The 22,928-nt window shown below is 39.8% G+C and carries 27 protein-coding genes; 11 read left to right on the forward strand and 16 right to left on the reverse strand.

Annotated features, from left to right (window positions below; translation table 11 throughout):
• The first annotated feature begins 146 nt into the window (after positions 1-146).
• The gene (locus IQ283_RS10240; RefSeq protein WP_194220082.1) at positions 147-1,229 is read left to right on the forward strand and encodes an FUSC family protein; all 1,083 of its coding nucleotides are present in this window, start codon (positions 147-149) and stop codon (positions 1,227-1,229) included.
• A 27-nt stretch (positions 1,230-1,256) separates the two neighbouring features.
• Here IQ283_RS10240 and nikC read toward each other — a convergent pair whose 3' ends face one another.
• From nikC to IQ283_RS10290, 10 genes are all read right to left on the reverse strand, one after another.
• Entirely contained in the window at positions 1,257-2,156 is a 900-nt protein-coding gene (gene nikC / locus IQ283_RS10245; protein ID WP_194220083.1) for a nickel transporter permease, read from the reverse strand.
• 14 nt (positions 2,157-2,170) lie between these two features.
• Positions 2,171-3,175 carry an ABC transporter permease gene (locus tag IQ283_RS10250; protein ID WP_194220084.1) on the reverse strand — a complete coding sequence of 335 codons (1,005 nt, stop codon included), beginning with the start codon at positions 3,173-3,175 and terminating at the stop codon, positions 2,171-2,173.
• Between the two features lie 108 nt (positions 3,176-3,283).
• Entirely contained in the window at positions 3,284-4,897 is a 1,614-nt protein-coding gene (locus IQ283_RS10255) for an ABC transporter substrate-binding protein (protein WP_194220085.1), read from the reverse strand.
• A gap of 28 nt (positions 4,898-4,925) precedes the next feature.
• Positions 4,926-5,906 (reverse strand): ABC transporter ATP-binding protein, encoded by a 981-nt coding sequence (locus tag IQ283_RS10260; RefSeq protein WP_194220086.1) that lies wholly within the window; start codon positions 5,904-5,906, stop codon positions 4,926-4,928.
• Positions 5,907-5,920: 14 nt separating this feature from the next.
• On the reverse strand, positions 5,921-6,925 hold the full coding sequence (locus tag IQ283_RS10265) for an ABC transporter ATP-binding protein (RefSeq protein WP_194220087.1): 1,005 nt from the start codon (positions 6,923-6,925) through the stop codon (positions 5,921-5,923).
• Positions 6,926-7,113: 188 nt separating this feature from the next.
• Positions 7,114-8,832 carry an ABC transporter ATP-binding protein gene (locus tag IQ283_RS10270; RefSeq protein ID WP_194220088.1) on the reverse strand — a complete coding sequence of 573 codons (1,719 nt, stop codon included), beginning with the start codon at positions 8,830-8,832 and terminating at the stop codon, positions 7,114-7,116.
• A gap of 100 nt (positions 8,833-8,932) precedes the next feature.
• On the reverse strand, positions 8,933-9,460 hold the full coding sequence (gene ntdP / locus IQ283_RS10275; protein ID WP_048313631.1) for a nucleoside tri-diphosphate phosphatase: 528 nt from the start codon (positions 9,458-9,460) through the stop codon (positions 8,933-8,935).
• A 207-nt stretch (positions 9,461-9,667) separates the two neighbouring features.
• Positions 9,668-9,889, reverse strand: coding sequence for a hypothetical protein (locus tag IQ283_RS10280; RefSeq protein ID WP_194220089.1), 222 nt, complete (start codon positions 9,887-9,889; stop codon positions 9,668-9,670).
• A gap of 150 nt (positions 9,890-10,039) precedes the next feature.
• A complete protein-coding gene (locus IQ283_RS10285; protein WP_194220090.1) occupies positions 10,040-10,714 on the reverse strand; it encodes an SOS response-associated peptidase in 675 nt (224 codons plus the stop codon).
• 113 nt (positions 10,715-10,827) lie between these two features.
• Complete coding sequence (locus IQ283_RS10290) at positions 10,828-11,148, reverse strand: gamma-type small acid-soluble spore protein (RefSeq protein ID WP_194220091.1); 321 nt, start codon at positions 11,146-11,148, stop codon at positions 10,828-10,830.
• A 220-nt stretch (positions 11,149-11,368) separates the two neighbouring features.
• Between IQ283_RS10290 and IQ283_RS10295 the strand changes: the two genes are divergently transcribed.
• A complete protein-coding gene (locus IQ283_RS10295; protein WP_370313995.1) occupies positions 11,369-11,560 on the forward strand; it encodes a hypothetical protein in 192 nt (63 codons plus the stop codon).
• A 63-nt stretch (positions 11,561-11,623) separates the two neighbouring features.
• On the opposite strand, the gene IQ283_RS10300 is transcribed toward IQ283_RS10295, so the two are convergent.
• Positions 11,624-12,385: an SDR family NAD(P)-dependent oxidoreductase gene (locus tag IQ283_RS10300; protein ID WP_194220093.1), complete on the reverse strand. Its 762-nt coding sequence runs from the start codon at positions 12,383-12,385 to the stop codon at positions 11,624-11,626.
• Positions 12,382-13,482 (reverse strand): A/G-specific adenine glycosylase, encoded by a 1,101-nt coding sequence (gene mutY, locus IQ283_RS10305; RefSeq protein ID WP_194220094.1) that lies wholly within the window; start codon positions 13,480-13,482, stop codon positions 12,382-12,384. The genes IQ283_RS10300 and mutY overlap by 4 nt, the downstream gene beginning before the upstream one ends.
• Positions 13,483-13,732: 250 nt before the next feature.
• Between mutY and IQ283_RS10310 the strand changes: the two genes are divergently transcribed.
• Positions 13,733-14,713, forward strand: a complete 981-nt coding sequence (locus tag IQ283_RS10310; protein ID WP_194220095.1) for a metal-dependent hydrolase — start codon at positions 13,733-13,735, stop codon at positions 14,711-14,713.
• A 65-nt stretch (positions 14,714-14,778) separates the two neighbouring features.
• Here IQ283_RS10310 and IQ283_RS10315 read toward each other — a convergent pair whose 3' ends face one another.
• A complete protein-coding gene (locus IQ283_RS10315) occupies positions 14,779-15,048 on the reverse strand; it encodes a YfhJ family protein (RefSeq protein ID WP_194220096.1) in 270 nt (89 codons plus the stop codon).
• Between the two features lie 136 nt (positions 15,049-15,184).
• Here IQ283_RS10315 and sspK point away from each other — a divergent pair, with 136 nt between their 5' ends.
• Together sspK and IQ283_RS10325 are read left to right on the forward strand one after the other, a co-directional pair.
• Complete coding sequence (gene sspK / locus IQ283_RS10320) at positions 15,185-15,340, forward strand: small, acid-soluble spore protein K (protein WP_194220097.1); 156 nt, start codon at positions 15,185-15,187, stop codon at positions 15,338-15,340.
• A 25-nt stretch (positions 15,341-15,365) separates the two neighbouring features.
• Positions 15,366-15,524 (forward strand): YpzG family protein, encoded by a 159-nt coding sequence (locus IQ283_RS10325; protein ID WP_194220098.1) that lies wholly within the window; start codon positions 15,366-15,368, stop codon positions 15,522-15,524.
• A gap of 24 nt (positions 15,525-15,548) precedes the next feature.
• Here the strand turns inward: IQ283_RS10325 and IQ283_RS10330 are convergent, their stop codons facing one another.
• The gene (locus tag IQ283_RS10330) at positions 15,549-15,869 is read right to left on the reverse strand and encodes a YfhH family protein (protein ID WP_194220099.1); all 321 of its coding nucleotides are present in this window, start codon (positions 15,867-15,869) and stop codon (positions 15,549-15,551) included.
• 96 nt (positions 15,870-15,965) lie between these two features.
• Between IQ283_RS10330 and IQ283_RS10335 the strand changes: the two genes are divergently transcribed.
• Positions 15,966-16,637 carry an SDR family NAD(P)-dependent oxidoreductase gene (locus IQ283_RS10335; protein ID WP_194220100.1) on the forward strand — a complete coding sequence of 224 codons (672 nt, stop codon included), beginning with the start codon at positions 15,966-15,968 and terminating at the stop codon, positions 16,635-16,637.
• Here IQ283_RS10335 and recX read toward each other — a convergent pair.
• Positions 16,624-17,433 carry a recombination regulator RecX gene (gene recX / locus IQ283_RS10340; RefSeq protein ID WP_194220101.1) on the reverse strand — a complete coding sequence of 270 codons (810 nt, stop codon included), beginning with the start codon at positions 17,431-17,433 and terminating at the stop codon, positions 16,624-16,626. The two genes, IQ283_RS10335 and recX, sit on opposite strands and share 14 nt — an antisense overlap.
• 131 nt (positions 17,434-17,564) lie before the next feature.
• Here recX and IQ283_RS10345 point away from each other — a divergent pair, with 131 nt between their 5' ends.
• The 5 genes from IQ283_RS10345 to IQ283_RS10365 all read left to right on the forward strand — a co-directional run bounded on the left by IQ283_RS10345 (position 17,565) and on the right by IQ283_RS10365 (position 21,190).
• Positions 17,565-18,467 (forward strand): TIGR01777 family oxidoreductase, encoded by a 903-nt coding sequence (locus IQ283_RS10345; RefSeq protein ID WP_194220102.1) that lies wholly within the window; start codon positions 17,565-17,567, stop codon positions 18,465-18,467.
• 228 nt (positions 18,468-18,695) lie between these two features.
• The gene (locus IQ283_RS10350; protein WP_194220103.1) at positions 18,696-19,811 is read left to right on the forward strand and encodes an amidohydrolase; all 1,116 of its coding nucleotides are present in this window, start codon (positions 18,696-18,698) and stop codon (positions 19,809-19,811) included.
• A gap of 280 nt (positions 19,812-20,091) precedes the next feature.
• Complete coding sequence (locus tag IQ283_RS10355; protein ID WP_194220104.1) at positions 20,092-20,646, forward strand: GNAT family N-acetyltransferase; 555 nt, start codon at positions 20,092-20,094, stop codon at positions 20,644-20,646.
• 179 nt (positions 20,647-20,825) lie between these two features.
• On the forward strand, positions 20,826-20,939 hold the full coding sequence (locus IQ283_RS10360; RefSeq protein WP_194220105.1) for a YfhE family protein: 114 nt from the start codon (positions 20,826-20,828) through the stop codon (positions 20,937-20,939).
• 80 nt (positions 20,940-21,019) lie between these two features.
• On the forward strand, positions 21,020-21,190 hold the full coding sequence (locus IQ283_RS10365; RefSeq protein ID WP_194220106.1) for a YfhD family protein: 171 nt from the start codon (positions 21,020-21,022) through the stop codon (positions 21,188-21,190).
• 315 nt (positions 21,191-21,505) lie between these two features.
• Here the strand turns inward: IQ283_RS10365 and rlmD are convergent, their stop codons facing one another.
• Positions 21,506-22,912, reverse strand: a complete 1,407-nt coding sequence (rlmD, locus tag IQ283_RS10370) for a 23S rRNA (uracil(1939)-C(5))-methyltransferase RlmD (protein WP_242057319.1) — start codon at positions 22,910-22,912, stop codon at positions 21,506-21,508.
• Between the last annotated feature and the right edge of the window lie 16 nt (positions 22,913-22,928).

Here is a 22,928-nt window from a genome sequence, read left to right on the forward strand (position 1 = left end):
CTTTTCTACTATCTTTGTTATTATTGAAAATAGGGCTTGCTATCCTGACCATTCCGATGTATAACTAGAACGTCTCATATGTTTAAAAGAGGAAATAGAGGATATTCTCTATACTAAAAGTACTCGACGAAAGGACTTATAATAGAATGAAGTTTGGTGCCCGTATTTTTAAAACAGGGCTAGCGATTACTCTCGCACTTTATATTGCAACATGGCTTGGACTCGAGCCGCCGACCTTTGCTGGCGTAGCTGCATTATTTGCCATTCAGCCGTCGATTTACAGATCTTATCAAACCGTTATTGATCAATTTCAATCCAATATTATTGGAGCCGTGCTTGCAGTTATACTCGTTCTGCTCTTTGGAAATCAGCCAATCGTAATTGGTCTAGGTGCGATCATCATTATCGCCATTAATATTAAATTGAAAATCGAAAGTACGATACCACTCGCAATCGTAACTGTTATTTTAATCATGAATGCTCCTCAGGAGGAATTCATCACTTTTGCGACAAACCGATTCTTAGTCATTATGGTCGGTGTGATCAGTTCTTTCTTTGTAAACTTAGTTTTCGTACCACCGAGATATGAAACGAAATTATTCCACAAAATTGTGAGCAATACTGAATATATTTCACAGTGGATCAGGCTTGCTACTAGAAACGATGCCGAACATAAAGTATTGAAAGAGAACTTAATTAAGTTGAAAGAAGATACAGTTAAAAGTGATCAGTATTTTCTTCTATACAAAGAAGAGCGTACGTACTTCAAACGCAGAGATTTTGTAAAAGCACGTAAGCTCGTCCTATTTAGACAGATGATTGCTACAACAGAAAAGTCACTTGCTATACTAAAAATGCTTGATCAACTTGATGTGAAGATTTTGATCATGCCTGACGAGGTGAGAAAGATGATTCAGACTCACCTCGATGAGCTAACAAATTATCACGAACGCATCCATTTAAAATATATCGGAAAAGTGAGGAACCAGTCTCCTGAGGAAATGTTAAACACCGTTGGATCCGGGGAGTCTACCTTAACCGAACGCTATGTTGACTTATACGAAAATGGCGAATGTAATCGCGAGCTTTGGATGACAATCTTCCCCTTAATCGGAATGATTATCGATTACCACGATCACCTTGAACACCTTGATTTACTTGTCGATAGCTTTCATTCCTATCACCAGGAAGAAAATGAAGTTGATATTCAGGAGCTTCATGCCAAATAAAAAATCAGCCGTATCGGCTGATTTTTTTTATTTCTTCATTTTTGGATCAAGCGCATCTCGAAGACCATCACCAAGTAGGTTAAATCCAAGAACCGTTAGCATAATCGCAAGTCCTGGAAAGAATACAGTCCATGGTGCCTGAATAATATACGAACGTGAATCTGCAAGCATTTTCCCCCACTCAGGCTGTGGCGCCTGTGCACCAAGACCAAGAAAACTAAGGGCCGCTGCCTCCAGAATAGCCGTTGCAATTGCAAGTGTTCCTTGCACAATTATAGGTGCAAGTGAATTTGGCAATATATGATGAAAAATGATTCTTGAATCTTTCATCCCAACAGCTCTAGCCGCCATAACATACTCTTCCTGCTTCACACTTAACACCCTTGATCGAACAAGCCTTCCAAAGTTCGGAATATTAATGATCGCAATCGCGATAAGTGCATTTCTTAGCGATGGTCCTAGTACGGCAACAACAGCAATAGCAAGAAGAATACTTGGGAACGCAAGCATAATATCAAATATACGTGAAATAATCGTATCCACTAGCTTACCGTAATAACCTGCTACCATACCTAGTAAACTCCCTACCGCCGCTGAACCTAGTACTGCAAAAAAGCCAACCCATAAAGAAATTCTTGCCCCATAAATTATACGTGATAAAATATCGCGACCGAAATCATCGGTTCCAAACCAATGACTGGCTGATGGAGATTGAAGTCGTTCACCTAATTTTTGTTCGTTAATCCCTTCAGGAGCGATGACCCCTGCAAAGATCGCTAGAAGAATGAAAAAAAGTACAATCCCCATGCCGACCATCGCTAGCTTATTTCTCCTGAATCCTTTCCAGGCTTCACGCCATGGCGATAATACTTCTTCATCTGGTTGCTTTTGAACATTCACTTTTTTTTGCGGAGCAATTTCAGCCATCTTAGAAGCCCCCTTTAGTTGTATTTGATTCGAGGATCAATTGCAGCGTATAACAGATCGACAATGAGATTAATAAAAACAAAGATGACAGCAACGATGAGAATACCAGATTGAATCACTGGATAATCCCTGAAATTAATGGCGTCGTATATATACCGACCGACTCCTGGCCAGCCAAATATTGTTTCAGTAAGAATAGCTCCACCAAGTAGTAGACCCATTTGAAGTCCAATTACAGTAAGCACAGGAATAAATGCATTTTTTAATGAATGCTTATACACAACCCAAAACATCTTTGTACCTTTTGCGCGAGCTGTTCGAACAAAATCAGAGCGCATAACCTCAAGCATACTTGAGCGTGTCATTCGAGCAATGATAGCCATCGGTATTGTTCCAAGAGCAATACCAGGTAGAATCAAATGCTTAACCACTTCTACAAATTGATCCATTCTTCCCTGAAGTAAGGTATCAATAAGATAAAGATGTGTGATAGCATCAACAGGGTTTCTCACATTTTCGCGACCTGTGGATGGTAGCCACCCAAGTTCAAGCGAGAATGCCCATTGTTCCATCAAACCAAGCCAGAAAACAGGCATCGACACACCGACTAGCGCAAGTACCATAGCCGTGTAATCGAACCAAGAGTTTTGAAACCATGCACTAATAATCCCTGCATTGACGCCAATAAAAATAGCTATAACCATCGCCACAAGCGACAGTTCAAGAGTAGCAGCAAGATATGGCCAAATTTCTCCACTAATATCTGAACTTGTTCGAAGAGATGTGCCTAAATCACCTGTAAACAAGTTTTTAATATAGTCGATATATTGTAGATACCACGGCTGATCGAGGCCAAGCTGTTTGGTTAAACTTTTTATCGCTTCCTCTGTTGCCTGTTGACCTAAAATGACCTGGGCAGGATCTCCAGGAATAGCTCGAATCATAAAGAACACAATAAGTGTCATTCCAAATAAAACCGGGATAAGCATTAGCAATCGTCTAACTGTATAAGCAAGCATCTACTCACCTCTTCTTCCATCTGTAAAATCACATGCCGTTCTATTATGTATAAAACCAATTTATTTTGAAGAATAAAAGGGGAGTTCATCACTCCCCTTCTTTATTTCCTATTGAAGCGTTACTTTCGTTAGCTTGTCAGAACCAGTTGGATGCGGTGAGAATCCTTTAATTGTACTAGAGCCACCAAGTGCTGGCTTAGAATGTACAAGAGGAATCCACGGAGCATCTTCATGGATGATTTCTTGAGCTTCTGCATAAAGCTTATTACGCTCTTCTTCATCTGGAGTCGACTGTGCTTCGATTAGAAGATCATGAAGCTCCTGGTTTTCATAATACGTATAGTTGTTGCTTCCAATGTTATCCTGATCAAGGAGTACATATAGGAAGTTATCAGCGTCACCATTATCCCCTGTCCAACCTAGCAAGAAGCTATCAGCTTCACCATTACGAGCTTTTTCAAGATAAGTTGCCCACTCGTACGATTTGATTTCAGCATCTACGCCAATTTCTGCGAAGCTTTTCTGAAGAACTTCTGCTACTTTTTGACCATCTGGCATATATGGACGTGGAACAGGCATTGCCCAAAGCTCCATTTCAAAACCATCTTCATAGCCAGCTTCTTTTAGAAGTTCCTTCGCTTTATCAAGATCATATTCATAACCTTCAATATCATCGTTATATCCACCGATTACCGGAGGCATTGGGTTTTTCGCTGGTTCAGCTTGTCCAGCATAGAAAGAATCGATAAGCGCTTGCTTGTCCACAGCGTGGTTTAGCGCCTGACGTACAAGCTTATCTTTTAATGGTCCACGATTTGTTGTCAATCCAACGTATCCAACGTTCATAGAAGGTCGGAAGAACGTTTGAAGATCGCCATTGTCTTCTACCTGCTGCACATCAGAAGGGTTAAGGCCATCCATCAAATCGATTTCTCCAGCCATTAAGGCATTTAGACGTGCTGAGTTATCAGGAATCGCTCTGAAAATAACACTATCAAGTTTTGGATAACCATCCATCCAGTACTCTTCGTTTTTATTTAGAACGATTTTGTCATTTCTGTTCCACTGATCAAATACAAACGGACCAGTACCTACAGGATTCTCACCAAACTTGTCGCCCTGCTTTTCAAGTGCATCAGGACTAGCAATCGCAAATGGAGACATCGCGATATTTTTTAAGAATGGCGCCTGTGGACGCTTCAATTTAAATTCAACTGTGTAATCGTCTTTCGCCGTTACACTTTCAATAACGTGCCCTTCATCACCTTTAAATCCACCGAACATGGATTTATAGTAATAGAAAGCTTCTTCATTCCCATTCATCCAACGTTCGAAGTTGTAAACAACGGCATCTGCATTAAAGTCTGTACCGTCATGGAACTTCACGCCTTCACGAAGTGTGAACGTATACGTCTTACCATCATCAGAAACTTCCCACTCTGTTGCAAGTGCTTCCTGTACATCTGTGTTATCATCACCGTAATCAAGGAGCGTATCAAAGATGTTCTTTGTTACTTTAAATGATTCCCCGTCTGTAACAGATGCTGGATCAAGTGATACGGAGTCACCACCGCGACCAAAGATCAACGTTCCACCTGCTTCTTCGCCTCCTTCTCCGGAGTCTCCCCCACCATTGCCATTCGTTTCGTTAGATCCACCGCAACCGGCTAGACCGATCGAAAGAAGCAATACAAACATTAATGAAAAAATGGTCTTCTTCATGTTCTTCCCCCTTAGTCATGTGTGTGATTTATACATGGTCTTCTTCATACAGATGACACGCTGTATAGTGCCCAGGTTCTATCTCCCTGAATTCGGGAACTACGGAGCTGCACACGTCCATCGCCTTAGGACATCTTGTGTGAAAAGGACACCCTGATGGCGGATTAGATGGACTTGGTACATCTCCAGTAAGAATAATTCTGTCTTTCCCATATTCAGGATCTGGAACCGGCACCGCTGAAAGAAGAGCCTGTGTATACGGATGTTTTGAATCCAAATAGAGCTTTTCACTATCTGCCATTTCAACAATGCGCCCAAGGTACATCACTCCGACACGATCGCTAATATGACGAACAACTCCTAAATCATGAGCTATAAACAAATATGTTAGTCCAAGCTCTTTCTGAAGATCTTCTAAAAGATTTAATACTTGAGCTTGGATCGAAACATCAAGTGCTGAAACAGGTTCATCCGCGATAATTAACTTCGGATTAACTGCAAGTGCCCGTGCTATACCTATTCTTTGACGCTGTCCACCACTGAATTGGTGAGGATAACGTTTGGCATGGTATGCACTAAGCCCAACAATTTCAAGAAGTTCTCTTACCCTTTTTTTACGCTCTGCTTTATTACCAAGCTGATGAACGATAAGAGGTTCTTCGATAATTTTCTCAACTGTATGTCTCGGATTAAGCGATGCAAAAGGATCCTGAAACACCATTTGAATATCTTTTCTAAGGTGACGAAGATCCTTTTTGTTTAAACTGGTCATTTCTTTTCCATCAAAGAGAACTTCCCCTTCACTTGGCTCAAGAAGTCTCATCAACATACGACCAGTTGTTGACTTCCCACATCCACTTTCCCCAACTAACCCAAATGTTTCTCCTTTATGTAAGGTAAAGGTTACACCGTCCACAGCCTTCACTGTTCCTACCTGCTGTTTAAGTACGCCTCCCTGAATTGGGAAATGCTTCTTAAGCTGTTTTACTTCAAGTAATGCTTCTTGCAAAATAGGCGCCCCCTTTAGCTTTTCACATTCTCTAATATAGCTACTTTTTTCTCGTCTTCATGAAGCCAGCACCTAGCCTGTTGTCCTGGTCCTGCATCTAACAACGTTGGATTCTCTTCATAGCATTTATCGAAAGCAAAACTACAACGCGGAGCAAAATGACATCCTTTATGAATCGAACCTGGTTTTGGCACATTTCCAGGGATAGAATACAGCCTGTCTTTTCGAACTCTCACATCAGGTACTGATTCGATTAACCCAATCGTATACGGATGCTTTGGATGCTGAAAAATATCACTTGTTTTTCCCTGCTCAACGATTTTGCCAGAGTACATAACAACAATACGATCACAAATTTCTGCGACTACACCCAGATCGTGTGTAATCATAATAATCGATGTATTAGTTTCTTGGTTCAATTTCTTCATGAGCTCTAGAATCTGAGCTTGAATCGTCACATCAAGAGCTGTTGTTGGCTCATCAGCAATGAGTACTTCTGGTTCACATGCCATCGCCATCGCAATCATAACGCGCTGCCGCATCCCCCCAGATAATTGATGAGGGTAATCATTCATAAGTTCTTCAGCCCTAGGAAGCCCAACTAGTTTAAGAATTGATATAGCATGCTCCCAGGATTTTTTCTTGTTCCATTTTTTATGTATTCGAATTCCTTCAACGAGCTGATTGCCGATTCTAAATACAGGATTAAGGGATGTCATCGGTTCCTGGAAGATCATTCCGATTTCATTTCCCCTTATTTTTCTCATCTCTTTCTCTGATTTCGTAAGAAGGTTATCCCCTTTGTATGTAATTTCTCCTCCTACAACTTTTCCTGGGGCCTGAATAAGTTGCATAATGGACAATGAAGTCACACTCTTTCCAGAGCCAGACTCCCCAACAATCCCAAGTACTTCACCTTTATTTACATGAAAGTCAACGGAGTCTACTGCTGGAATCTCTCCATCATCAGTAAAAAAGTGCGTTTCTAATCCACTAACATTTAAAACTGGATGTTCCATACACTCACCCCTTTCCGTAAATTCTGAATTTTTTAATTAAACTAAAATCTGCTTCTCATTATTACATTATTTTTGTTAGTTGGCAACGCTTATTGAGGTAATTTTCTGTCTTTTTTTGACGCTTTTACGCGATAATATGCATATTTAAACAAAAAAAGCACCTCAAAGAGATGCTTTTTGATGAATAACTATAAATTTTGTACTTGAAACAAGTTATGGTAGGACCCTTTCCGTTTCATGAGCTCTTGGTGATTCCCGCTCTCTGAAATTTGGCCGTTTTCTACCACCACGATACGGTCAGCATGCGTCACTGTCGCTAGACGGTGTGCGACAATAAAGGTTGTGCGATCTTTCGCAAGTACTTCAAGCGCTTCTTGAATAAGATGTTCACTTTCAAGGTCAAGTGCTGACGTTGCTTCATCAAGAATTAAAATAGGCGGATTTTTAAGAAATACTCTTGCGATTGCAATCCGTTGTTTTTGTCCACCAGACAGCTTCACACCTCGTTCACCAACAGGCGTATCATATCCGTCTTGAAGGTTCATGATGAATTCATGAGCGTTAGCAGCCTGTGCAGCTTGTATAACTTCTTCTTCAGAGGCATTTGGATTCCCCATCATGATATTCATTCGAACGGATTCACTAAATAGGATGTTATCCTGAAGAACCATTCCAATGTTATCTCTCAAGCTTCTTGCTTCATAATCCCGTATGTCTGTACCGTCAATTAGAATACTCCCACCCGTCACATCATAGAAACGTGGAATTAAGCTGACAAGTGAGGATTTACCGCCACCGCTCATTCCTACAAGCGCAATGGTTTCTCCAGCACGTACATTAAGATCAATTCCTTTTAGAACAGGTAGATCCTCTTCATTATATTTAAATGAAACATTTTCAAATTGGATATTTCCTCGAACATCGTTTAACTTTTTTGCATCTTTTCTATCTACAATATCGTATTTTTCATCGACAAATTCAAATACACGATCCATTGATGCAATAGCTTGGGTTAATGTGGTAGACGAATTCACCAATCTTCTTAAAGGACTATAAAGCCGGTCCATATAAGTCACAAACGCAACCATTTCACCGATTTGAAGTCCACCCGAAATCACAAGATACGCAGAAAAGGCGATAACAATAAGAGGAGCTACATCCGTAATCGTATTAACGACAGCAAACGTTTTGGCATTCCACCTTGTATGATCAAGTGCTCGTTCTAAGAAATTCGTATTTCTTTTGTTAAATTGCTCTTGTTCATAATCTTCTAAGGCAAAACTTCGAATCACCGACATCCCTTGTACTCGTTCATGAAGATGACCCTGAACTTCTGCAAGTGCTTGTGAGCGATCCTTTGTTAAATCACGAAGACGCTTATAGAAAAATTTAACTGACAGTCCATACAGAGGAAGAAGAACAATTGCTGCAAGTGTTAGCCAAACATTCATAAATGATAATATACCGATAATGATGACGATGGTAATGAGATCAAGCCAAACATTCATCATCCCAGTAATTACAAATGTTTTTGTTTGCTCCACATCATTTATTACTCTTGAGATGATTTCCCCTGCTTTGTTATTAGAGTAAAACTTCAAACTTAATTGTTGGATATGAGAAAATAATTTATCTCGTATATCATACAGAATCTTACTTCCAATCCATTGAGCATAATACTGACGGAAGTATTCTACCGGTGGTCTGACAACGACGAAGAGAAAGAAAGCTCCTCCCATCAACCAAAGAAGCTGCTCATATTTATCCCCAGCTGGCATTTCTGCATTGATAATATCATCAATGACGTACTTTAAAATCAATGGAAGAAGAAGAGGAATACCAAACTTTAATATTCCAATTCCAATCGTTATCCCAATTTGTTTTTTATACGGCCTTACAAAGGTCATATATCTTTTTATACTACCCAGATGGCATCATCCTTTAGTTAATCACATGCTGTTTTTATATCATGCAAAAACCTGTTGAAAAACATTCAACAGGTTTTTCTTACCTATATTGAAGGAACTGTTCATACCACTGATCTACAAATCCAGGGGCAAACGGTCCTTTTCTTTGATGAATCCAGTTCATCAGTTCTTTTACATTTTGTTGTATAATACGATCGATTGCTTCGGGATAATTCATTTCTTCGCGGTGTGCTTCATACTCATCTTCATCTAGTAACTTAAAAGTCATATCAGGATAGATCTTAATATCAAGATCATAATCAATATACTTCAACGCTTCTTCATCGTAAGTAAATGGAGTACCTAAATTACAATAATAATATAGCCCATCCGTTCTGATCATTCCAATGACATTGAACCAGTGGTTTGCACTAAAGTAGCAAATCGCAGGTTCACGTGTTCTCCATTGTCTTCCATCAGCTTCAGTCACAAGAATGCGATCGTTTCCACCGATTATTTCTTTGGAGGTGCCTTTAAGTACGATGCTTTCTTCCCAAGTACGATGTAGCGTACCGCGATGTTTATAGCTTTGAATTTGAATTCTCGTCCCGGTCGTTGGGAAACTCATCTTCTTCTCCTTTCCTAAGAAATTCCGGAAAACGATGAATGCCTTTTGCATACAGGCAGACTCACAGCATCCTTTCTTTCTTACCGTTCAATACATGGCTATTATCAAAAATCTTACATCTCATCTATATTCTTCTCTATTATAACGCTTAACAAAATAAAATTAAAATAAAAGCGCCACTCGAAAAGAATGGCACCCAATTCCAGCTTAATAAATAGGGGTTTTTTCAAAGGTAGAGATGACGTCCGAAATAAGTCGTTCAAACTCATCCTCCATAAGTGATAGCATCTCTTTTCTTTCTACAATTATGGCATTTCTACCCTTTTCTTCATCCAGAATATCCTCTAAGCTTAGAATTTCTTCCTTCGTACGAATCATTTGATCGGCAAGCTTGAGCTGCTGTTGAATGAGCTCATCAAACTCCTTCATTTAACCTCTCCTTCCAAATTGTGATTCTTGACATTCCTATGGAGCAAGCTAATACCATTAACGATTTCTAGCAAGCCTTCATCAAAAAAGAAATTCCATAAACTCATGTGAAATCCTTTGGGAACTTCTGTAGAGAAGTCAGGAGTTTTGTCATAAACTCCCTACAGGAGCAATACATTCAGGTTGGTCATTTCTAGGAGAATTCACAAGCGTCGAAACTTCATACGCATTCATTTCCTTAGAGGATATGGGCTTCATACATCTGCTTAAGATTTCACTATCACTTACTGTATCATCCAGCCAGATCCTCTCATCATCTCTTGTTAAAATGACGGGCATTCGATTATGTATCTCTTTCATAAATTCATTTGCTTCTGTGGTAAGTATCGTACATGTAAAATGATTTTTGTCGCCATCATTCCATTTTTCCCACAACCCCGCCATTGCAAACGGCTCACCCTTTCTTACTTGGATCCGCATCGGAATTTTCTGATCCTTCGTCTGCTTCCATTCATAAAAACCATCCGATAATATTAAACACCTTCGCTGCTTAAGAGCATGCTTAAAGCTCGCTTTCTCCTTAGCTGTTTCACTTCGCGCATTGATTAATTTATTTGAGATAGACGCATCCTTTGCCCAGAATGGAATTAACCCCCAACGCAAGGTTCCCATTCGATTCATTTGATTTGCACTAATCACAGCCGGGATCTGTTGAGATGGTGCTATATTAAATCGTGGTATATATTCATCCATGCTCGTTTGATCAATTTGAAACCTTTCAAGTAACACGTCGAGTTCTGTCGTTAGCGAAAATCGTCCGCACATAACCAACACCCCTTCCTATATTAGATTGTTTCTCCACTGGTCTTATAATCCCTACCAGCATTTAACTAACGAAAAACAGGGCTGACTAAGTCAGCCCTGTCCGGGAAGTTCAATTATTGTTGCTGCTGGTTCTTAGCAGATGCTTGCTGCTTATTTTGAGCAGACTTCGCGTTGCGAGCTTTCACTTGTTGTGCATCCGTTTCACTTGCAAATTCAGCACCGTATTGTTGCTGAGCTGCTTGTCCTGCAGATGCTTGCTGCTTATTTTGAGCAGACTTCGCATTGCGAGCTTTTACTTCTTGTGCATCTGTTTCATTTGCAAATTCAGCACCGTATTGTTGCTGACCAGCTTTACCAGCAGAAGCTTGTTGGTTCTGCTGTTTCGCTTGTTGAATGTTTGCACCAGCTTGTGTTTGTCCTGGTTTCTTTGCCATGGCTTATCACCTCCCACAAACAATAGAATATCCAGTTACATGATTCTTATGTATTGTTTTTAGAAAAACTTGTTTCGGGTGCAAAAAAACAAAAATCTTTCTTATAGGACTGTTACTTGATAACTTATCAGGAATGAACATTTCATCATGCTTTCCATCTCTTCCCCTTCATACTGTTCAAATCAATGATACAAACTAAGGAGAAGAAGGAGGTTAAATGATGAATCATCGAGATATGACAGAGCTTTCTATGATGTCTAAAAAGGAATGGGTGGACGATGAACTATCTTTTTTTCACTATAGCCTTCAACAGGTTACTCCTTACTTAAATAGCGAAGGTGTAGCTATCCATCGAGAAATAATGAAAGAAATTGAACAGCGTGGTGGACTCTCAGCATTTATGCCCGAATAAAATCCAGTTCTTCGTCAAAAAAACAACCTTCTGAAACTCTTCAGAAGGTTGTTTAAGTATATGTTAGAAATTTGATTTCGATTGTCCGCCATCGACGTTGATTGTCGCACCAACAATCCATGAAGCTTTTTCAGAGGCAAGGAAAACAACGGCATTCGCTACTTCGTCAGTTGTCCCAAATCTTCCTCCTGGTATTTCTTTATCTACAAATTCAGCTATTTTCTCAGGATTATCATCAAGTCGTTTCTGCCAGTTCCCTGATGGGTGCAGAATGGCTCCTGGAGCAACCCCATTCACGCGGACACCGTCTTTAATTAGCTCATCACCCATAGCTTTAGTAAAACTAATCATAGCCGACTTTGAATTGTTATAAGTTGGTTTCCCACCAGATTCACGACCGAAGATAGAAGAAATATTGATGATTGCGCCACTTCCCTGTTGCTTCATGATTTCGGCAGAAAGCTGACTAAGGTGTACCGCTGAGTAGTAATTAAGTTCCATTGCTTTATGGAATTGAGATATATCCGTCTCCATAATTGTCGAACCACTGCTTCCCCCAGCGTTGTTTACTAAGATATCAAGTGAACCAAATTGCATGATGAAAGAATCAATGAGCTGGACGCGCTTCCGCTCATCAGTCACATCCGCTTCAAAAATGGCTAAGTCCTGACCAATTTCCTTCCTAGCCAATTCGAGATCATCACGATTTCTACCGCAAATCCCCACTTTCGCGCCTTCTTCATAGAACACCTTCGCGATCGACTTTCCAATTCCCTTAGAGCCTCCTGTAATAAGAACGCGCTTGTTTTCAAGATTCAAATTCACTCTGCTACATCTCCTTCTAAAATCAAATTGACAATTTTTTGGTGAGCGACAGGAAAGGCATAATCACGCAACTCATTCTTACTAACCATTTTCACCTTTTCATGATCGATATGACCAATAAATGATCCTTTATAAACTGTTAATTGCCATTTTAAATGGCTAAAAATATGATTAAACGAGGATAATTCCTTCTCAATCTTAGGGTTAATTTCATAAGTATCTTGTAAATGGTGTTTGAGCTGATTTTCTTTCAAGCCACCTTCTGTTAATTCAACGTTTGGAAATTCCCACAAGCTTGCAAGAAGTCCTTTCTCCGGACGCTGTCGAATAAGGAATTTTCCTTCATTATTTTCAAGAGCTATAGCTGCAATCGGTACAGGTCTGGGGGCCTTTTTCTTTGATTTAATTGGCAGCTCTTCCTGCGATCCTTCAGCAAAGGCTCTACAATGCTCTTGTACAGGGCAAAGAAGACATGAAGGGGATCTTGGTGTACATACAATCGCACCAAGCTCCATCATCCCCTGATTGAATGAGGATGGATCCTCATCGGAAATAATTCGTCGAGTTACTTCTTCAAACGTCTTTCTTGCTGATGGTTTAGCAATATCCTCCCAAATCCCAATAATTCGCGAAAGAACACGCATCACGTTTCCATCAACGGCTGGCTGTGGTATGTCATAAGCAATGCTTAAAATTGCCCCAGCAGTGTAGGGCCCTACTCCCTTAAGTTCAGATATTTGCTTGGGATCATTCGGCACTATACCGTTATAAGTCTCTGCTACTTCTCGAACAGCACTTTGAAGATTTCTCGCCCTTGAGTAATAACCAAGCCCTTCCCAGGCTTTTAATACATCTGCCTCTTCAGCATTGGCAAGTGCCTCCACAGTAGGAAAAAGGCTCACAAACCGCTCAAAATATGGGATTACAGTGTCTACTCTCGTTTGCTGTAGCATAATTTCAGATACCCATACACGATAAGGATCCTGATTCTCACGCCAAGGTAGTGTACGCTGCTCTTTTTTAAACCAGGCAATAAGGTCCTGTTGGAACTGCTTTTCATCGAAATAATGTAAAAGGTCTGTCACTTTCTCTGTCATGGATCAACTCTCCGATATGATATATTAAATGGTGTTAAAAGATTTATTTAAATTTACTAAGAAACTTCCTCAACCTTCGTCTATCACATATAATAACGCATCATACCTTTTCATTCACCTTTTAACTTTTCACATTCGTTCAAATTGGGTATAACTAAATAAAGAATGCAAAATAGACATAAATTCTTTTGGTCTATTCACGATCGTTAGCTAAACGATCGATACGTTTCATAAGGAGGATTCTTAGCCTATGGATACTGGGACACATGTGGTCATGGGACTGGGGATTGGAGCTCTTGCAACGTTAGATCCAGCTATTGCACAGGACCCCATTACCGCTCAAAGCGTTCTAATTGGAGCGCTAATAGGATCGCAGGCCCCGGACTTTGATACTGTGCTTAAACTTAAAAATAACGCTGTCTATATCCGACACCATCGTGGAATTACTCATTCCATTCCTGCAGTTCTTCTCTGGCCAATCATTATTAGCAGCGGAATAATGGTGTTTTTTCCCGAAACAAATTGGCTCCACCTTTGGTTATGGACATTTCTTGCTGTCTTCATTCATGTGTTTGTCGATATCTTTAACGCATATGGAACGCAAGCCATTAGGCCATTTTCTAACAGATGGGTAGCTCTTGGCGTCATTAATATTTTTGATCCATTTATATTTCTCAGTCACATTGGTGGATTAATTCTCTGGTATTTGGGAGTCAATCCTGGGTACACTTTCCTCACGATCTACGGCATCCTTATTCTCTATTATGTTTGGAGAATAACTGAACAGAAGAAAGTGATTCATGCTGTGAGAGAGCGAATTCCAGATGCAGTCGAAGTGATCGTCTCACCAACAATTCGTTGGAGCAGGTGGCATATCGCAGTTAAATCTGAGAAACAGTTTTATGTAGCTCGCGCTGAAGGAACTACGATCCATATTCAAGACGTATTTGATCGCGTTCCTGTTCCTAAAACACCCGTACTGGAATCTGCGAAGGAAGATCCTAACTTAAGTGCATTTCTTTCATTCTCACCAGTTTATAGATGGGAGATTGAAGAAAAAGAAGTTGGATATGAAGTTCGCTTTATTGATCTTCGCTATCGAAATAAAGGGCATTATCCATTTGTCGCCGTGGTACAAATGGAAGATCAGCTCGAAATAACGAGTTCCTATACTGGATGGGTTTACAGCGAAGATACGTTACGAAAGAAATTAGATCCCGCTCTTGATTAGTCGTTAACTTTATTTTATGACACAGAAAACCGGCTGGGCACATAATGTGCCCAGCCGGTTTTTGTTTAATGTTTTATGCTTCTGTCATCTCCAAAATACCCTTTATATTTTGGATTATTCATCATGAAATCGTGTAAAACAGGACCATAGTAGTTAATCCATTGCTTTACAATTTTTTCAGTTACATCCTGACCTTTATACTCTCTGCCAGCCTTGGCTCTTGACGATTCAAAATCCTCCCAAAGCAACTCCACCATTGTTCTCGCTTGACCATAAGAGAGGTGATCATTTTTCTCAAGAAGGTTATGAGTAAGCCTTTGAAATAAATCTTCCATGAGGCATTCTCCTTTCGTGGTGTAATTCAAATTCTGTCTAATAAATAACTTTGTTTGGCACATAACATTCCGACCGAATTCGCATACTAATGGTGTGCCTGATTCACAACACGATATTGGAAAGGGGCGCACGCTGATGAGAAATAAAAAAACCGGATTTCCAGATGCTAAATTTTCTGGTGAACCCCGCGCAAAAGAAGAATTCGCATCAAAACGTGCTGACGGGTCGATTAACACTCAACCACAAGAGCGGATGAATGCTTCAAATCGGACAGGCCACCGTCAGGGATAATTCTCTTATACAGGAGGTAGCATCTATGGGAAAAAATAACCGAGATAGACTTCATCCGAAATATGAGGATCCATTCCAATCTCCGCGTGCAAATCCAAAACACGCTCATAATCAGGTGAATGGAGAAACGCAGCAAACTTATAACGATATCGTACTACAGGTACAAACACGTAAACGATCGTAAAAATGATGAAATAAGAGAGCAGCGTTACTGCTGCTCTTTTTGAATTAACATCGAAATAGGAAATGCTTCAATCTCATCGCTACCGTCACGGTTTCCCCATGCAAACGTCCCATTCATATAATCGATAATAAACGTAGAACCTGGATCACCATCAATTTCATATTTATGGCCCGGTATAAAGTCATCCGGGTTTAATAAATACGACTTAGCAAGTGCAATCCTTCGTTCATGAACGGCGAATTCATTGACCATGCCCATTTGCTCCGCTCTACGTGCTTTTTCGCTTAAGAGGGAAATTTCATTTCTTAGTTCCTGCTCACTCATATCACTGAAACGCTTTTCCATCCTTGACCTCCATCATCATCAATTCTTCCCCAAGTATAGTTCATTTTCTACTTCCTGACAAAAATATGCTACGCTTACCGAAAGGAGTGATTTTATATGAAAACCATTTTAATTACGGGTGCCGGTTCTGGCCTCGGAGCTGAGCTTGCAAAACAGTGGGCAACTAAAGGACACCATGTCGTACTTGTTGGTCGAACCAAACAAAAACTTGAATCCATTGACCAGGAAATCAAAGATAATAAAGGTGTCTGTTCCATTTATGAATGCGATATAACTGATCCTGAAGAACTTAAAAAACTGAAACAAGCAATGGATCGGGATAATCTACAAATTCACATGCTTGTAAACAATGCTGGTACAGGAACGTTCGGGGCTTTAGAAGACATTACTATTTCTGATATACATAAGGTTATTGATACAAATGTGAAAGGCACCATTTTTGCAACACAAACGTTCCTCCCTACATTAAAAAGCATGGAAGGTCGCATCATGAATATTATTTCTACCGCTGGTTTAAAAGGGAAAAATCACGAAACCGTCTACGTCGCTTCTAAATATGCGATAAGAGGTTTTACTGAGAGCTTATGGAAAGAACTAGAGGGCACGGGTGTCAGTGCAACTGCTGTTTATATGGGAGGGATGAATACTCCATTTTGGGCAAATTCCGATCATATTAATGATGTATCAAGACTTAAATCCCCATTTGAGAAAGCCCTCCAAATCATCGAGGAAGATGAAGGACAAAATGAGATATTTATTGATCGTTAAGTTCTTCTAGATATTTATTAATAAGCGGAAAAGGAAACCCTTTACGATATAAAAATTGCTTCATTTTATGATCGAATTCACGGCGCTCGAGTTTGCTATAGCGTCGTTCCGCTTTTTGGGCCTGAAGCACGAGCGCTTCCCATTCCTCGTCTTCTCCTTTTTCTAGATCGATTTGCTGCATCACTTCTTGAATGATGTCACGATCGAAGCCTTTGGCTCTTAGTTCCTGATTTACTTTCTGTCTTTGTTCCGTTGCTGAGGAAGTCTTTAGCTTTGATGCTTTTTTCTCAGCTAACTTAATTGCAATCTCAAGCTGTTTCTCATATGAGTATTCTTCAAGTGCTTTATCGGTCATCTTTTTATTAACTCCTTTTTGGTTGAGCTCTTGCGCGATGACAAATGGACCTTTTCCGCCTCCATTTACTTTTGTTCTTACAAAAGCAATAGCGAATTCAAGATCATTCACGTATCCATAGCGATGAAGCTTTTTGAAAATAGCTTCGAATGCCTCTTCAGGTATTTCCTTTTTAGTAAGGTATTCTTTCACCTCTTTTTCAGAGCGCATCCGGTAAGATAAATAATTTAACGCGTAATTCATGCCTTTTTTCACCTGGTCTTCAAAATGAATTCCTTCAAGCATCTCGTCACTTAATTCGACGCCTTTTCGAAGACCAAAGCTGATCAGAACATCCTGGTCAACACCGAAACCAAATTCTTCCCCTGAACCTTTATCTATAAATATCGAAAATCGTTCGTTATTGTTTTTTTGCGTTGTTATACGCGTAACCTTGACCAATGCACTCACCTCCACTCACATTGTAGCACTTTCTGAATAAACGAATGAAGTTAAAGCATTTGATTAGAGGAATATGAATATGGGTAAAGAACTAGTAGAAGTATATCGCGTACGCTTAGGAGGAAGATGATATGAACATTGCGATTACCGGAGGAACTGGTTTTGTTGGAAGTGAACTAACAGACTCTTTTGTTAATGACGGGCATTCGGTATTTATTCTAACACGGAACCCTGCAAACAAACCTATAAAAAAAGGGGTTACTTATGTAAAGTGGCTTCAGGATGATGCTGAGCCAGAGAAGGACCTCCCAAAGATTCACGCCATCGTGAACCTTGCAGGCGAATCAATTAATAGCGGACGGTGGACAGAAGATCGTAAACAGCGTATTCTAGACAGCCGCATCTCGTCAACGAGAGAGATCATTTCCATCATACAAAAACTTGATCATAAACCACGCGTTCTTGTAAACGCTTCTGCTATTGGATTTTATGGTTCATCACTTGATAAATCATTTACCGAAAATGATACAGAACCTGGTTCTGACTTCCTGGCAGATGTTACACGCAAATGGGAAGATGAAGCAATGAAAGCACAGAATCATGGAGTTCGTACCGTTCTTGCGCGATTTGGTGTTGTCCTTGGCGAAGAAGGAGCCCTTCCTTTGATGACCTTGCCATATAAATTATTTATGGGTGGTAAACTTGGTGATGGACGACAATGGTATTCCTGGGTACATATTATGGATGTAGTTGGGATGATCCGATTTGCTGTTGATCACGACTCTGTCCAGGGGCCATTAAACGTAACCGCACCTGAACCAAAGAGAATGAATGATTTTGGTAAAACAATTGGGGAAGTAATGAATCGACCTCACTGGATGCCTGTTCCTGAAGCACCTGTTCAAGCAGCTCTAGGAGAAAAAAGTGGAATTGTATTAAAAGGACAGTGCGTTCTTCCACAGAAAGCTAAAGAATTAGGTTATCCTTTCCGCTACATTAAATTAAAAGACGCATTAGAGAACCTGCTGGTCTAAACCAGCAGGTTTTTTTAAACCCTCCCTTCATTTGAATAGAAGCATTACCTATTTTCTAAGAAAAGTGAAATCGTTATGTTTATGAAAAGGTTGTATCTCAATTAAAATATCCTTCGCCATTTACACATTCGATGATGTAGTACCGATGATGGATAATGGATATAATGAATTAACTAGCTGTTTTCGACGATGTGTCGTTATAAAACTAAAAGATGATAGGTGAATAATATGACGATATTATTTAAGCAAGCTCGAGTTTATCCAGTTTCATCACCATTACTCCCATGTGCTGATGTTCTTGTAAAGGACGGCCTTATTCATGAAGTCTCCCCCTCTATACCTGAAGAAGCTGATATGACCGTAATTGACGGCAAAGGTTATCATCTTTTACCCGGTTTCATTGATGCACATACACATGTTGGCCTTTATGACGAAGGCACTGGCTGGGCCGGTAATGATGCAAACGAAACCGTAGAAGCTCTAACTCCCCATGTAAGAGCACTTGACGGTGTAAATCCACTCGATGTTGGTTTTAAAGATGCGATTGCATTTGGCGTAACTTCTGTCCAAGTTATGCCTGGAAGTGCGAATATTATTGGCGGTATAACAACTGTTCTGAAAACGCATGGAAAGAACGTAGAGAAAATGATTGTCAGAGAAACCGCCGGTCTAAAAATTGCATTAGGTGAAAACCCGAAACGGGTTCATAGTCACTCCAATAATGATTCCATTACCCGCATGGGAATTATGGGCCTTCTTCGAGAAGCATTCTATGATGCTGGGAGGTCTAATCAGATCGAGCATCCACGAATTTCACCCATTATGGCAGCACTAAATCGTGAAATTCCTGTTAGAATTCACGCTCACCGTGCAGACGATATATTAACAGCTGTTCGATTTGCTAGGGAGTTTAATCTTGATCTCAGAATTGAGCATTGTACAGAAGGCCATCTTATTGCAGATGAACTTAGTGGACAGAACCTTAAAGTAACTGTAGGACCTTCTATGACGAGACGTTCGAAGATAGAATTAAAGAACAAAACTTGGGCGACTTATGGCATTCTGAATAGCCACGGGATTGAAGTGTCAATCACAACAGATCATCCATACGTTCCTATTCAGTACTTAAATATTTGTGCAGCGCTTGCTGTTAGAGAAGGGTTAAGCGAAGAAAAAGCGATTGAAGGAATTACACTAAATCCCGCTAAAAGTCTTGGAGTCGAACACCGAATTGGAAGTATAGAAGTTGGAAAAGATGCCGATTTAGTGCTCTGGTCTAATCATCCATTCCAGTACGATGCCCGTCCAGTATTGACGATGATTAACGGGGAAATTATTCGTTAAAATCGCTTAAATTTCTTGTCACATAGACACTTACAATAACTTTACATTTAGAAGTGAAAAATACGCAAAAAACTAGTATCTTTTTTTAAATAAATCGAGTATGATACTTTTGTAATTACAATAAAATGAACTAACAACTTCATATCTGAATATGGGAAGGCAATTGGTGCGCCACCAGCAGTGACTGGTCCTAGTGGGTTCGATTCCCACCCCGAATAATAATTCAACATACTATTATTCGAGGGTGGGGATAAGTCTGCCCTCGACAGGAGGGAAACTCATGATTAAACATCGTGACCTGTCGGAATGTCATGTGCTATTTGACTTGATGGTTGACCCAGCTGTCTTCCCATTCGTACGTCATAAAGCAAGCTCTTACGAAGAATATCTATTCTTAACAAAACAACTTATTGAAGCTGAGGAGCAGGGAGAATTAATTTCTAGGACCATTCTTGATGAATGGGGTGCACCTATTGGTACAATTAATTTGTTTGATATTGAACATCAAACTGGCTTTCTTGGAACGTGGATTGGTACCCCTTACCACGGCAAAGGTTATAATCAAATCGCGAAAGAAGCTTTCTTCAATGAAATGTTTTTTGATAAGCAAATTCATACAATTTTCATGAGAATTAACAAGGATAACATTCGCTCTCAAAAAGCGGCAGAAAAAATCCCTTATGTCGAGAAAGCTAATGAGAAATGGCCTGAAGTTTATAAGCAAATTAATACTGGAGAGAAATCATATCATTTATATGAAATTGAACGCGATAATTATCACCTTCACGTCATGCGCGAAGGTACAGAAGCAGTTGAAGTTCAATTAGAAGCATAAGTTCCTGTTAAAGGAACTTTTTTTATTGTTATTATTGCCTTATTTCTATTGGTTTTTTCTATAGAGTGTCATAATCCACAGCGTTACTATCGGCGCCTGGTCATTGCTTTTATCCACATGTGCATAGAACTTTATGTGATGGCAATGCTAGTAGCATCTTAAGGAAAAGAGGGATTATTGTGGATAAACGTAAAGGCAGAGAAAATAAGGAAGCAAAAATGACGCTAACGAAGACCCAAGATGTTCTTTTTGGAAGAGAATTCAAACGTGCTGACCGAGCTGGGCATAAATAAAGACGAATAATTAAACAAAAACAAGCCATTCTAATGAGTGGAGAGATCTTCTCCAAACACATTTACAGGAGCTGATTAAGATGGCAAAACGTCCAAATTTTTCAGAAGGTAAACAAAAGCGTCAAGCTAAAAATCCAATTCCATCAGCACAAAACGAGGATGTAGAATTCGCAAATGAATTCGACACCGCTGATGCGAAAGCAGCTGAAAGATCAAAGGCCGCAAACCAGCGCGCGAAGAAAAACAAATAACCAAAAAGGGGACCGTATCGGTCCCTTTTTGATTTCAGAAAAAAATAGCGATTCAGAAGTTAACAAGCAAGTTATGCACAAGCTGTTAACAATGTTGATAACATGTTATCTTTCCCTTTTTAGAGCACATTTATTATAAACAATTTTTTTGTTGATAACCTCGTATTAAGCTGTGGATATTGTTGATAAACTTGTTAGTAACGCTATAAATACCTATTCATCTTGTGTATAAGTCTGTGGAAAGTGTTAATGACTGTATTTAGCTTCCAGTCGGAAGGGTTTAACTACTAACTTTATCCATAAATAAGGTTGTAACTATTTCTTATTTCCTGTGTTTCTTTTAAAAACAGACACTACTTCGATATGAGACGTTTGTGGAAACATATCGACTGGCTGTAAATGCTGAAGCTCATATCCCTTTTTCATTAAATAGGAAGAATCTTTTGCAAGCGTTGAAGGATTACAGGATACATAAACAATTCGATCTGGCTTTGCTTTTACCATCGTAGCTAATAACGTCTCATCACAGCCAGTTCTCGGTGGATCTACCACAATCACGTTTGGTTTGAACCCTTCTTTTATCCACTTAGGAACGACCTCTTCTGCTTTACCTATATCGTAAGTCATCTTCTCCTGATAACCGTGACTTTTAGCATTCTTTCTTGCATCATCAATCGATTCTTTAATGACATCCATCCCTCTGACTTCTCGCGCATTATCGGCAAGCCATAATCCAATCGTACCTACTCCACAATAAGCATCTATAATGTTTTCTTTACCAGTAAGCGCAGCAGCTTTTTTCACTTCATCATAGAGGTGAACAGTTTGCGTGGGATTTAGCTGGAAAAAGGCACGAGCAGATAATTCGAAATTTAAATCTCCTAATGATTCCTCTATTACTTCTTCCCCATCTAATACGAAGGTTTTATCACCGAATATTAGAGATGTTCTCTGCCCATTTACATTTTGAATAACCGACTTCACTTCAGGAAGCCTTTTCTTCACTTCTTTAATAAGTAATTCTTTCCGCGGAATGTTCTCTTCTGAAGTGACAAGCACTAATTGAATTTGTCCCGTCTCAAATCCAACTCTCGTTACGATTGTACGAACGAGCCCCTTTCTCTTCTTTTCATTATATATCGAAATATTTAAATCCTCGAGGATCTTCACAACTTGACGAGTGACTCGATTTGTTTCCGGGTGTTGTACTAAACAGTTTGTCAGTTCAACAAGCTCGTGTGACCCTGCTCCGTATAATCCTGCAATGACTTTTCCCTTTTGCTTTCTTACCTGAAGCTGACTTTTATTTCGATAGTTCCAGGGGTCTTTCATTCCAATTACAGGCTTTATTGTTATATCCTTTTCACCCAATTTTGCATGCCGTTCAAACGACTGAATCACAATATCCCGTTTTTCACGAAGTTGTGCCTTATAGCTTAAATGTTGGAGCTGACATCCTCCACATTCTTCATATACCGGACATGGCGGAGTGGTTCTGTCATTCGATTTTTTTCGAAGCCTTTTTATTTTTGCTTCAGCACGATTTGAAAAAACCTTTGTGACTTCAGCTGTAATTTCTTCCCCAGGTAGTGCCCCAGGAACAAATACCACTGTTCTCTTAAAAAAACCGACCCCTTCTCCATTTATCCCCAATCGTTTAATTGTTAAAGGAATTGTTTGACCGTTCGTAAGCCCTGTCCCTTTCACATTTTTGTTATCCAAAAATATCTCTCCTTCT

Origin of the sequence: Pseudalkalibacillus hwajinpoensis, assembly GCF_015234585.1 — a bacterium.
GTDB lineage: Bacteria > Bacillota > Bacilli > Bacillales > Guptibacillaceae > Guptibacillus > Guptibacillus hwajinpoensis_B.